Origin of the sequence: Owariibacterium komagatae, assembly GCF_045865535.1 — a bacterium.
Classification (GTDB): Bacteria; Bacillota; Clostridia; order Oscillospirales; family Ruminococcaceae; genus Ruthenibacterium; species Ruthenibacterium komagatae.
The window spans coordinates 241,729-254,491 of sequence record NZ_AP031406.1; the positions used below are offsets into that span (position 1 = coordinate 241,729).

Here is a 12,763-nt window from a genome sequence, read left to right on the forward strand (position 1 = left end):
TATGTCTGAGAAAACCGTTCTGAACCCCATTACCAATAAATGCGATATTCTGTTCCTGTTCGATGTGGTGGACGGCAACCCCAATGGCGACCCGGATGCGGGCAACCGTCCCCGCCAGCATCGTGTGGATGGTGATATGCGTGGCTTTGTCACCGGCGAGTGCATCAAGCGGAAAATCCGCGACTACGTGCTCCGCAAAGTCGAGGCGGGCGAGCTGCCGGCCGATAAGTACGATATCTACATTCGGCCTGGTAAGCCCCTGGATTTCAAGTGCCAGGAGATGGCGAAGTCCATCGGCATTGAGAAGCTGGACAAGAAGGGGCAGAAAGAGATTTCCGGCAAAGAGAAGGACAAAGAGCTGCATGATGCCATGTGCGCCCGGTATTTCGATGTCCGCACTTTTGGCGCCGTCAACACCCTGTTCTCTGATACCGCATACTCTGCTGCGATTCGCGGACCCGTTCAGGTCACGTTCTGCGATAGCGTACACGATATCGAACCTGAGCGTCTGACCCTGACCCGCTGTGTTGCCACCAAGGACAACGAGGATGAGAAGAATCGCACGATGGGCGACCGTTGGATTGTGCCGTATGGTCTGTACAAGGGTGTTATTCGGGTTTCCGCTGAGGTCGCAAAGAAGACTGGGGTCTCTGCGGATGACATGAGTTTGCTGATTGAAGCCCTGGAGTGGATGTTTGAGGAAGACCAGAGTGCTGCCCGTGGTCTGATGACCATGCGAAAGCTGGTCGTGTTCGAGCATTCCACTGCTCGCGGAAAAGCGCACTTGTCCTCGCTGATGGACACTGTGGATGTAAAGCTCTGCAATGGGATGGATGCACCGAGCCGGTATGAGGATTACGAGGTCGGGGTGCGCGGTGAATTGCTGCCCCCGAACGTAAAAATGCATGTTGTCGTTTGAGTTATCGCACCTTATGCGGGTGCGCGAATTGAAATCCGGACGTGAAAGCGCATATCATTGTTTGAGATGTCGCGCCCTGTATGGGCGCGGGAATCGAAATGTCCCGATGGGTCTGTCGATTAGGCGCATCTTGGTATAAAATCGGACCCCACGCAGGTGCGTGAATCAAAATATAATCATCACCACCTTAGTTCTGAGTGCGAAGGGACAGCGAACCGAAAAGCGCTGGTCTCTTCGCACTTATCTTGACTTGTGTCAATGCAATCCAAAAGTAAAATCGTGTTGTCAAAACATACATGTTGTGCTTTGAGTTGTCGGGTTGCGCGATATATGGAGTCGCACCCTGCACGGGTGCGCGAATCAAAACGCCTATATGGCACCAGAAACACATCGTAGACATCGGGTCGCACCCTGCACGGGTGCGCGAATCAAAACGCGCCAAGCTGACCTGTAACACGCAAGTAGTCGCGCCCACACGGGTGCGTGAATCGAAATATACCATTCGCCGCTGGTGTCTTTGTCGCACCTCACGCGGGTGCGCGAATCAAAACAATACTTTCTTCTTTCTGGCTGCTACTGGAATACGTCGCACTCTGCACGGGTGCGCGAATCGAAATATAGACCCCGCAATTACCCCGGCTTTCCCGGAGAAGGCCGCACCCTTCGCGGGTGCGCGAATAGAAACCAGCAGAGCTCGTGTTAGGCGCGGATGATTTGGGTCGCACCCTACGCGGGTGCGCGAATCGAAATGCAACCAAGGACGGGGCAGAGGTCAAGGGTTACAGGTCGCACCTTACGCGGGTGCGTGAATCAAAACTTAGCGATAGGAGGCTTGACAACAGCGTCGCACCCCACTTGGGTGCGCGAATCGAAATCCGAACCCGTCCCGTAGAAGAAAGCGGCCCGGAATGTCGCACCCTGCGCGGGTGCGCGAATCAAAACCGAAAAAGAGCCATCTGCGTATGATACGTCCCGGGTCGCACCCTGTACGGGTGCGCGAATCGAAATTTGGCAAATGCGATTATCTTGGCAATCCAAATGTCGCACCTCACGCGGGTGCGCGAATCGAAATCCAACCGCGCACATCGAAAAAGCATACGGAAGTGTCGCACCCTGCACGGGTGCGCGAATCGAAATGTGGCAAATGCGATTATCTTGGCAATCCAAATGTCGTACCTCACGCGGATGCGCGAATCGAAATGACTCAAAATCACAAGCCAGCCGACAGCCCATCCGTCGCACCTCACGCGGGTGCGCGAATCGAAATTGGACAACGGCGCTGCCGCAGATATCCCCGCCATGTCGCACCCTGCGCGGGTGCGCGAATCGAAATGACACTCCCACATTTCAAACTGTTGAGTATGAGGGTCGCACCTCACGCGGGTGCGTGAATCAAAATTATTGCCGGAGAATGAATTTTCCGCAATACCGCCGCGTCGCACCCTTCGCGAGTGCGCGAATCGAAATAGTAACACTCGCCCCGAAAAGTAGTTATACTTGACGTCGCACCTCACACGGGTACGTGAATCAAAACACGCCAAGCTGACCTGTAACACGCAAGTAGTCGCGCCCACACGGGTGCGCGAATCGAAATGCCCTGCGCCAGAAAACGCAAAGGGCTTACTACCGTCGCACCCTGCGCGGGTGCGCGAATCGAAATCTGGCAAATGCGATTATCTTGGCAATCCAAATGTCGCACCTCACGCGGGTGCGAGAATCGAAATCACCATAAAAATGCCTCTGTGGCAAAAATCGCACCCAAACATGGGTGTGGGAATTGAAATCCCGGAAAGTAGGTTATAATAGCTCCTCTGGTCTTAGCGCACCTCACACGAGTGCGCGGTGCGCGAATCGAAATACAACCATACCGCAGCATATGTTGGTGCCGTACTGCATCGCACCCCACACGGGTGCGCAAATCGAAATAAATGGAAATACACTGGAACGATGTGAGAAAATCTGTCCTTTGCGACATGATTTGTCCACCATAGCAGTCGCGCCCACATGGGTGCGCGAATTAAAATGATGTTGCGGCAGTTTTCATCATGGAGACATTCCAGGTCGCCCCCTGTACGGGTGCGTGAAACTAAAAATAAAGTAAGAAATCAAGCCGCTGCGCCCTCTTTTCTTTCCCCGAAAAGTGCATACAATATTGTTCGAAAGCTGATGCGCGACAAAACGGCAGGTTTATGCCGCGTATTGCATTTCGAACAATAAAAACCGGTAGCATGCCGGGCACAGAAGGGAAGAAAACAAAATGAAGAATTTCAAACGCGCCGTGTCGTGCGCAATGGCTGTGGCTATGGCTCTGAGCTGCGCCGCCGTCCCCGCCTTCGCGGCCGAGGACATGACTGAGCCCAATCCGGTTATCGAGGCTCACCCTGATGATGGTATGAGCCCCACCAAGGTCGTTACCCCCATCGGCCAGAAGACCTTCTACAAAATCAGCGGCGACCGCGTGATTTACACCGACCGTGATGATGGCACCGGCTGGGAGGCCGTTCCGTCTCAGTACATCAAGGACAGTGAGTACAACGTGGGCAACGTTGATTACGGCATTTATGCGACTTCCGATGGCGAAGTGCATTTCGTTGCCCTGAGCGACTGCCACGACGAAGGCGATGGTACTTACACTTGGTATCACGGCACTTCCGACAGCGCCACCGTATCCGAGGACGTGGATAAGGCCACCAACACCGACCCCACTATGGGGACTCAGTTCTACCTGAACATCGAGAACGGTATCGACCCCGACGGCACCACCGAAGAGGATAAGGTGGAGGCCGGCACCGCCGATGAGCGCGTGGACTACGAAATCACGGTGGGCACCAAAACCACCTATCAGCTGAACGCCACTGTCCCCATGTACGTGTGTATGTATGGCTTTCGAGGAACCGGCAACGTCGTGACCCCTGATTCCGACGCTTACCGGCTGAAGAACATGTCCACCATCAACCGGGCCTCCAGCGCTTCCATTCTGGACATCGTGAAAGTCACCCATATGGCGAAGATTTACGATGAGAACCACAGCGACGAGACCCTGTACTCCATCGCTTACGATGAGGAGACCGGTTCCTACACCTACTGGTACAGCAACCCCGCATTCACCGCTACCGGCGAGCCCAATGTGAATTGGCAGGAGCCGGAGAACTATCTGGTCATCGAAGATAAGAACATCAACGCTTCCGGCGAGTGCTACGTTATCTTCATCGACGGCGAATGGACCTTCAAGGCTGCCGGCGTTCTGGACGACGATGCGTTCCGCGAAACTGTGGACGCCATCGACCCGAGCCATCCTCTGAGTGAGGACTTCATCCACAACGGCTTCAACTTCGGCAAAGAGTTCAGCGTTGGTGCTGTTTCCAACGAAAGCGAGCAGTCTGTGGACGAGGGCCTGGCCCTGAAAGTTACCGAGCTCCAGGCTGAGCCCGCTACCTGGCGCCTGAAGCCCGTAAGCACCAGTGTTTCCGCTTTGAAGCGCGGTGAGCTGGCAATGAGCATCGCCCCCAAGACCGCTATCTCCAATGCTTCCGCTATCGACCTGTCTCAGTGCAGCGGCAAAATGGACATCACCGAGAACGGCTGGTTCCTGGATGCCCCCAAGACTGTTGAGAAAGACGGTTCTGTGAAACCCGAGAACGCCACCACCCTTCCCGTAATCACCAAGGCTCAGATGGCCGGCGGTAACGTTAACGATGCTGGCTGCACCAGTGTTGTTAAGGTGAACTACACTCTGACCCCGGTGTTCCAGACTGGCGACGGCGAGACTTCTACCGATATTGGCAACGTTGTGGAAAGCAACCGCGAAGTAGCCAAGTAATCGGCGGTCCGCTCGTCAGGACGTCGCGCCCAATATAGGGCACCAAATCAAAACCCAATAAACGAAACAGCAGGCGCCGCCGGAATCCTGCCGCCGGTGGCGCTTTCTGTTACAGATAAGGGTTTCACGCTCGGAAATTTTTCTGAGCGTGTACATAGCGCGTATGCGTTGTGAGGCAGTTCTTATTTTTAAGGGCGGCCAATTTAGAAAAGGAGAGATGTGCGATTATGGACGAACAGAATCAGAACACCCTGGTTGTGGAAACCGAGAACGGGACCGCACCGAAACCCAAGAAGAAGCGCAAGAAAATTCTGATTATCATTTCAGTCATCGTTTTGGCGCTGATGGTGGGAATCGGCGGTGTTTATGTGTATCAGTACACGCACCCGAGCGATGCGGTCCAGTTTGAGGAGCAAATCAAAGCAAAACTGGGACAGCTGGAGGACAAGAGCAACGAGGAAAAGCTGGCGGCCTTAAACGAAATCGTTCAGGAGGGCGAGCTGAAAATCTCTATCAATGCGAGTCCTGTGTTTGCGACCGGAGATTCCGAGGGCGACCTCAGAATCGAAAACCATCCCAACAACCTGTACGAGCAGCGTGTTGTAATTACATTGGATGATACCGGCGAGGAGATTTACCATTCTGGCCCCATGCCAATCAATTCCAACATCTACTCGGACAAACTCGAAGTTGACCTCGATGCGGGCGAGTATAAAGCGACCGCACTGTTTACGGCATATGACCCTGAAACTGGCATCGAGGTCGGACAGGCATCCGCTAACATCACGATTACTGTCCTTGGCTAATTTTTCGATGTAGACAGGGGGTGAAAACTATGGCATTGCGAAAAAAACGGCTTGCCGGCATCGTCCTTGCGGTCGCACTGACCGTCTCTTGCGCAGTGGTCCCTGCATTTGCAGAAGAACTGCCGATTGACAAAGCGACACCTGACGAGGCTACTGTGTCGGAAGAGGTGGACCAGGCCACCAACACGGACCCGGAAATCGGGACCCAGTTCTTTATGTACATCCCACCGGATATCGTAGAACAGGATATTCCCAAGATGGGCGACGAGGGAGTTCCCACTTCCACTCTGGTTCTCGCTGCGCTTGCAACTGGGGCTGGATTCCTCACCGTCTCCAAATACGCTTTTGCGGACCGGCGTGGACATGCAAAAGCTGTTTCGTAACGTATGCAGAGTCCTCAGCGTTTTTCTGCTCATTGTGTTCCTCGGTTTCAGTGCGGCAGCCGGGACAAGGCTCTATGATACATGGAAAACGCGCCACACAGTAAACCAGCTGTCGGAACTTCGGTTGATGGCCCAGGAAGAAAAGGACTGGTCAAAGGGCATGCTCGCCATCAATCCGGACTACGTCGGCTGGCTTACTGTATATGGAACAACAGCGGATGGGCCTGTGGTACAGGGCGAAGATAATAACGAATATCTTCGAACCAATATCTACGGAGAACACGCTACGGCTGGGACATTGTTTATGGATTCCATCGTGAATATGGACTCTGGCGGCAATTTGATTATCTATGGACATCATATGCGGGACGACACTATGTTTGGTGAATTCGATAAGTACCGCAATAAGGAGTTCATGGAGGAAAACAATATTGTTCGGTGGGAGGACAAGACCGGAACACACATTTTCCGCCTGTTTGGCGCGATGATTATTTCCGGCTCATCCACGGACACGGATTATGTCAATCTCCAGCAATGGGCAAATAAGCCTGGGGCGCAAGAGACCCGTTCGATGCTGCAAATTTTAAAAGAGAAGTGCTTTCTTTATCAAGATGATTTGTTTCGGGACCCGAACGGACGGTATCTTTTCCTCGTTACCTGTGACGAACGTTTTTGGAACGGACGAATCGTTCTAATCGGCGAAGAACTGGACGGTGACAGCACCACCCTCGTCCCCAAAGATACCGCCAGAGATACCGAAACACATGAGACAACCCAGTCTTCTCAACCCTCTGAGTCCGCCGAGAAAGCAAAATAATTGAAAACATAAAACGACGGCCTCAGCTTTCGCTGGGGCCGTTGCTGGGGCCGTTTCTTAAAACGAAAGGTTAGGTTTTATTGTCAATAACCCACGACTGAAGTCGCGGGCTTGTCGAATGCGGTGAGCCCAAGGCTTCTGGCGTGCCCGAAAGGGTGTGTTGACTACCCTGTGCGCGTTAAGTCGCGCCCCGTTGTAAGCGAATGTATAGGCACCGGTGGACGTTAATCCTAATCTGCTGCTCTGCGGCAGCACATCATGGAGGCCGAGGTAAGCCGACAGGTGTGTTGTGAAAACCGTTTGCAACTTTGGGGAAGGATTCCAACTCTCCGCAAGGAGAGGGTGGCTTCTTTTTAGCCGCCAAATTTTGAGAAGGAGTATGGCATCATGCAATATGTGTATGTCCTTAATATGCACGGCGAGCCTTTGATGCCGTGTTCCCCACGGAAGGCTCGCTTGCTTTTGAAAGAAGGAAAGGCTCGCGTTGTAAAACGCACGCCGTTCGCAATCAAACTTCTGCACGGAAGTGCGGGATACAAGCAACCCGTTGTCCTGGGCGTGGATGCAGGCTCCAAGCATGTGGGACTTTCTGCCTGTACTGAAAGCAGGGAACTCTACAAAGAAGAGCTGACACCCCGCAACGATGTGGTGGAGTTGCTCTCGGCGAGGCGGCAATACCGCCGTAGCCGTCGGAACCGCAAAACCAGATACAGGGCACCGCGTTTCAACAACCGGGTACACAGCAAGCACAAAGGCTGGCTGGCGCCGTCGGTGGAAGTCAAAATCCAGGAACACACCACCGTCATCAAGCGCGTTTGCAGGATTCTTCCCATCGTGCTGGTGCGTGTGGAAACCGCCGAATTTGACACCCAGCGGCTAAAAGCCATGCTGGAAGGCAAGCCTCTGCCAGTGGGCAAAGACTACCAGCTCGGCGAGATGTACGACGAATACAATGTGCGCCAGTATGTCCTGAAACGGGACAGATACACTTGTCAGCACTGCGGCGCACATCCGACGTCTGAAAAAACGATTCGTTTGCATGTTCATCATCTGGAGAGCCGGAAAACCGGCGGGAACGCTCCCAACAATCTGATTGTCCTGTGCGAGCATTGCCACAAGGCACTGCACAAAGGGAAAATCAAACTGCGAAAGGGTAAAAAGCGCGGCAAGCCGTTGCGTGACGCTGCCTTCATGGGCATCATGCGCAACACGCTGCTGGCCCGCCTGTGGGATGAGCTGAACGTCCCCGTCGAACAGACCTACGGGTACATCACCAAGCTGTTGCGGGAGAAGAACAAAATTCCGAAAAGTCATGTGAACGATGCTCGCTGTATTGCCGGATTCCCAACCGCAGAGTCATGCGATACGATGTTCCGCACGCGGGCACTCCGCCACCACAACCGGCAAATCCACAAGGCAAAAATCCTTAAAGGCGGCATCCGCAAAAAGAACCAGGCCCCGTACCTGGTGAAGGGATTCCGCCTCTGGGACAAGGTCCGGTATAACAGCGAAGAGTGCTTCATTACCGGCAGGCGTTCAAGCGGGTACTTTGCCCTTAAAAAGCACGACGGAACCGCTGTCTCAAACAGCGCGAGCTACAAAAAACTGACGCTGCTGGAGGCAGCGACAAATTATATCACAGAGAGGAGTTGAAGGCGCATTCCTCCCACGACTGAAGTCGCGGGTCTCCTGCGCCAAATTTATGAAAAAGAACATCGTAGTCGCTGCTGTGGCTCTGTGTGCCATTGTGGTTGTTTGTGGCGTCGCGTATATGGGCGGCAGTTTCTTCTCCAACCCGAACGGTGTCAAATCTGAGTCCTCTTCTGTGGACCCGATGGATGGAGCAAACCCTGGTGCCTCTATGAAGAATGTGTCTCTGGACGAAAGCGAGATGCAGAAAGCGTTGGAAAATCTGGCGACTGAGCTGGATAAGTCCAATGGAGCTGATGGCGTAGAGCTTCGTGTAAATGAAAACGGGTGCTCTATGGTAACGGTTTCCGCAGAAGATGGCACCGAAAACGAACTGAATGCCGCTGATTCGGTCAAGGCTCTGTTCGAACTGTATTTGAACGGCGGGTTCTTGGACGAAAAGGGGAACGTAACGGGGGCCATCGTAGTCCCCGAAGACGAAACCGCTGAACCGACTCCCACTCCCAACCCCAATAGTGCATCCGCCGAGGACATCATTGCTCGAAACGAGTTGGATGGCGAAGACACCATGATTGCCGGTTTCCCTGGCGAGGGAATGCTGGACGCAGGAGCACATGAGCCGTCCAGTGAGGGTGCATCGTCTGATGCGACGGAGACAACCAACAGCGCTGCTCAGAGCGAGAACGCTGCGGACAACGCGGAGACTTCGGCGCCTGAGAACGGAGGTTAATTGATGGAGGATATTCTGATTTTCTTTCTCGGTGCCGGGTTCGGTGTCGCAATGGGCATCTTTATGCTTGCTTTGGTTTCCGTGAACAACGCCCGCCAGCCGACTCCTCACAAGAAGGCGGAGGATACTGGTGACTAAGCTGAGATTCTCTCAGGCAGAACTAAAATTCGCTGCCGTCGTGGGCATGACTTTGAATCATGCCGCAGGAATTCTTCTGACGGACGGAATTATTCGGGAAATCATGCTGCTGGCAGGGGGTATCTCGATGCCCCTTTTTGCCCGCTTCCTTGCAGACGGATTCGAGTATACAAAGGACAGAGGAAAATACGTATTCCGACTTGGGGTCTCGGCGGTCATTTCCCATTTTGCCTTTTCGTTCGCTTTTGGAACGCCATATCTGGTGTCGAGTGCAGTTTTTACGCTTCTTCTTGCGTTCTTTGCCCTTTGTACGATTCATATGGACAACGTGCCCAGTTCGATAAGAGGGCTTATGCTTTTTTGTATTCTCATCTGTTCTTTGATAGGCGATTGGGGATGGTGCGCAATCCTATGGACGATTCTTTTCGACCTTCTCAAGAATTGCCCTAAGCGTCGATTTTTGATGATAACGGCATTCGTTCTGATAGGCGTAGCGTACGCCATTTTTATGTTCGGATTAACGGGAACGATAGCTATTCGAAATTTTGGATTCCTTTTGGCGATTCCGCTGCTGCTGGCATACAGCGGGAAACAGGGAAGGCAGCCGAAGGCCCTCCGGTCCTGCTTATATCTTTATTATCCGGCACACTTATTTGTGCTGGGAATCATCAAGGATGTGATTGTGTGAAAAAGTTTGTGTCGTGGTTTAACGGTTTGCCCCGAAAAACTCAGGCCATATCTGGATTCATCGTCATCCTGGCCCTCTGCGGACTATCTATTGGGACGGCGATTTTGCAAATCCAGCGGACGAAAAACGACGAATATCCTCCTGCGCCCGCTATCTCGCAAAGTGCCGATTCGGAACAGTTCGTTCCGACGCCAGAGAGTGCCGCGAATGCTGATGAGAGCCAACACTTTGAGTCGGCTCTGTCCGAAACTGCTGTGCCGGATGGAATCGAAGACCGAATGGCCGAATGGTTGGCCGAAGCGGATGAGCCAAACGACCTGATGGAAAACGAGGATTTTGTGGACTTTATGCTAAATGACGTCGGTATGTCTGAAGAGGAGCTGCGGGAGAATATAGCCGAAGCGCAGTCCGAGGTCGAAGCTGCCCGGGCAGAAGCTGCGAAGAGCTAACGCTCGCCCCGAAAAACAGGGTATAATGTCATCATCAAAGAATCAAATGCGGATGCTGTGTCACGAAAGTGGTGCGCATCCGCATTTTTCTTTGAAAGTACATAATTTTAGGAGGATTTGTAAAATGCCTACGCTGTATGTTATGGTGGGGATTCCCGCTTCGGGAAAATCGACCTGGGCGAGTCATCAGAAAAACGCTGTTGTTGTAAGTTCCGATGCAATTCGGGAAGAGTTCTTTGGTTCTGCAAAGGTGCAGAAATCCCCGAAAATGGTTTTTGCTGAGTTTCATCAGAGAATCCGTTTGGCTTTGGCCGCCGGCCGAGATGTTATCGCGGATGCTACCCATGTATCTTTGAATAGCCGGCTGGAGACTCTTCGCAACGCACCGACCGGGACGACAAAAGTCGCCGTCCTTGCTGATGTACCGCTGGAAAAAGCTCTGCAAAACAATCTGAAACGGGAACGCCATGTTCCTGAGCACGTCATTCGACGGATGGCAAATCGCTTGCATTTTGAGCCGCTGTCTTCGGATGAAGGATTCGACGAAATCATTTGCTTAAAATTCTGAGATTGGGCCCATTAACTTTACGTGTGGTTAATCCCTCGGACGGTTAAGGGGCGCAGGCAAGGATACCCGCCATCTGTGCGTTGGTCGCATGGATGGCAGGTACTCCAAAAGCGGACGTTCATGCTGCGGTCTCCGCAGCGAGCACTGCGGTGGTTATCCCAGCTCCGCACGAGTCTTCGGACTCATACTGCTTAGTGAACGTCCAGCCAGGGGAAACATCACCCGTGACGGGAGCAATCCCGGACGCGGAGTCTTAACGAAAGGAGTGGCTCACATGGCCGCAGTATATGTGTTATCGAAAGCTGGTAAACCTTTGATGCCCACGACCCGCTGCGGCCATGTGCGCCATCTTCTCAAACAGAAGAAAGCGAAGGTCGTGGCAACAAAGCCGTTTACCATCCAACTGCTGTATGAATGCCCCGAAGAAAAGCAGCCTCTGGTCCTGGGTATCGACCCCGGGCGCACGAACATCGGCGTCGCTGTTGTCAAAGAGGACGGCGAACCTGTGTTTAGCGCCGAGGTCAGAACTCGGAATAAGGAAATCCCGAAGCTGATGACAAGCCGCAGGGCGTTCCGGCAGGCACACCGCCGCCTGGGCCGCCGCAAGGTTCGTCAGCGCAGGGCAAAGAAAGCTGGGACGGTTATTCCCGGCGGCTCCATCAAGCGAGTTCTGCCCGGATGTGAGGAACCCATCGAGTGCAAGCTCATCCGTAATAAAGAAGTGCGGTTCAACAACCGCAAACGTCCCGCTGGATGGCTGACTCCGACGGCGAATCAGCTGCTGCTGACCCATCTGAACGTTGTGAAGAAAATCCAGAAGTTCATTCCCCTCAGCGACGTTGTTCTGGAGTTGAACAAATTTGCCTTCATGGCAATAGACAATCCGAACATCAGGCGCTGGGAATACCAAAAGGGGTCGCTTCATGGCTTTAGCTCGGTGGAGGATGTGGTATTCCGCTTACAAGAGGGTCATTGCATCTTCTGCAAAAAGCCCATCGCGCATTATCACCATGTCGTGCCCGTCAGCAAAGGTGGTTCCAACACGCTGGAAAACCGTGTAGGCGTGTGTAAAAAACATCATGGGCTCGTGCATACGGACGCCGCATGGCGCGAAAAACTCACCAGAAAGAAAGCCGGCGCCAACAAAAAGTATCATGCGCTGAGTGTGTTGAACCAAATCATCCCTCGTCTGGAGCGCGAGTTGGCAACGGCCTTCCCCGGGCACTGTTTCGTGACCGAAGGCCAAAGCACGAAAGCGTTCCGCGATGCCAATGGCGTGGAGAAAACGCACCACAGCGATGCGTACTGCATTGCATGCTCGATTTTGCCGACGGCGAAGGTCTCTGTCCCTGAACAGATGTTTGAGATTCGACAGTTCCGACGCCACGACCGGCAGGCTGTCCATCAGGCTATGCTCGACAGGAAATATTACCTCGACGGCAAACTGGTGGCGAAAAACCGGCACAAGGCTACCGAGCAATTTTCCGATAGCCTGGAAGAATTTGTCGCCAAAGGCGGCGACGTTTCCCAGCTCGTCGTGAAGGAGCATAAGCCCGTCTACAAGCGGCAGGACCGCTGGATGCCGGGCAGCATTATTTTGTTCGACGGTACAGTCGGTGTACTGGACCATTCAGCGGGCTTTCATAACGGCAAAGTTGATTATTACTTTGATACAAAAGGAAACCGCTCCCATTCAAATAAGTGTATCTTGCTGGCTCGCTCCACAGGTCTTGTGGTGGTGTGAATCGCAAAAAACACACAGAAAGTTTGGAAGCCCTGAATTAGGAGGAAAAGT

At 53.2% G+C, this 12,763-nt stretch carries 12 protein-coding genes; all 12 read left to right on the plus strand.

Features of this window, described 5'->3' with window-relative positions:
- Position 1: 1 nt before the first annotated feature.
- The gene (gene cas7c / locus ACKTS9_RS01275; protein ID WP_407878495.1) at positions 2-919 is read left to right on the plus strand and encodes a type I-C CRISPR-associated protein Cas7/Csd2; all 918 of its coding nucleotides are present in this window, start codon (positions 2-4) and stop codon (positions 917-919) included.
- Positions 920-3,176: 2,257 nt separating this feature from the next.
- Positions 3,177-4,739, plus strand: a complete 1,563-nt coding sequence (locus ACKTS9_RS01280; RefSeq protein WP_407878497.1) for a hypothetical protein — start codon at positions 3,177-3,179, stop codon at positions 4,737-4,739.
- A 227-nt stretch (positions 4,740-4,966) separates the two neighbouring features.
- On the plus strand, positions 4,967-5,545 hold the full coding sequence (locus ACKTS9_RS01285; protein ID WP_407878499.1) for a hypothetical protein: 579 nt from the start codon (positions 4,967-4,969) through the stop codon (positions 5,543-5,545).
- A gap of 29 nt (positions 5,546-5,574) precedes the next feature.
- On the plus strand, positions 5,575-5,928 hold the full coding sequence (locus ACKTS9_RS01290; protein ID WP_087293778.1) for a hypothetical protein: 354 nt from the start codon (positions 5,575-5,577) through the stop codon (positions 5,926-5,928).
- A complete protein-coding gene (locus ACKTS9_RS01295) occupies positions 5,909-6,745 on the plus strand; it encodes a class B sortase (protein ID WP_407878501.1) in 837 nt (278 codons plus the stop codon). Before ACKTS9_RS01290 ends, ACKTS9_RS01295 begins: the two co-directional genes overlap by 20 nt.
- 387 nt (positions 6,746-7,132) lie before the next feature.
- Positions 7,133-8,398 carry an RNA-guided endonuclease IscB gene (gene iscB / locus ACKTS9_RS01300; protein WP_407878503.1) on the plus strand — a complete coding sequence of 422 codons (1,266 nt, stop codon included), beginning with the start codon at positions 7,133-7,135 and terminating at the stop codon, positions 8,396-8,398.
- A gap of 49 nt (positions 8,399-8,447) precedes the next feature.
- A complete protein-coding gene (locus ACKTS9_RS01305; RefSeq protein ID WP_407878505.1) occupies positions 8,448-9,125 on the plus strand; it encodes a hypothetical protein in 678 nt (225 codons plus the stop codon).
- Positions 9,126-9,128: 3 nt separating this feature from the next.
- Positions 9,129-9,263 (plus strand): hypothetical protein, encoded by a 135-nt coding sequence (locus ACKTS9_RS01310; RefSeq protein ID WP_407878507.1) that lies wholly within the window; start codon positions 9,129-9,131, stop codon positions 9,261-9,263.
- Positions 9,256-9,951: a TraX family protein gene (locus ACKTS9_RS01315; RefSeq protein WP_407878509.1), complete on the plus strand. Its 696-nt coding sequence runs from the start codon at positions 9,256-9,258 to the stop codon at positions 9,949-9,951. Before ACKTS9_RS01310 ends, ACKTS9_RS01315 begins: the two co-directional genes overlap by 8 nt.
- Positions 9,948-10,400, plus strand: a complete 453-nt coding sequence (locus tag ACKTS9_RS01320; RefSeq protein ID WP_087293785.1) for a hypothetical protein — start codon at positions 9,948-9,950, stop codon at positions 10,398-10,400. The genes ACKTS9_RS01315 and ACKTS9_RS01320 overlap by 4 nt, the downstream gene beginning before the upstream one ends.
- A 124-nt stretch (positions 10,401-10,524) precedes the next feature.
- Positions 10,525-10,968: an AAA family ATPase gene (locus ACKTS9_RS01325; RefSeq protein ID WP_407878512.1), complete on the plus strand. Its 444-nt coding sequence runs from the start codon at positions 10,525-10,527 to the stop codon at positions 10,966-10,968.
- Between the two features lie 274 nt (positions 10,969-11,242).
- On the plus strand, positions 11,243-12,712 hold the full coding sequence (locus ACKTS9_RS01330) for an RRXRR domain-containing protein (protein ID WP_407878514.1): 1,470 nt from the start codon (positions 11,243-11,245) through the stop codon (positions 12,710-12,712).
- Positions 12,713-12,763 lie beyond the last annotated feature (51 nt).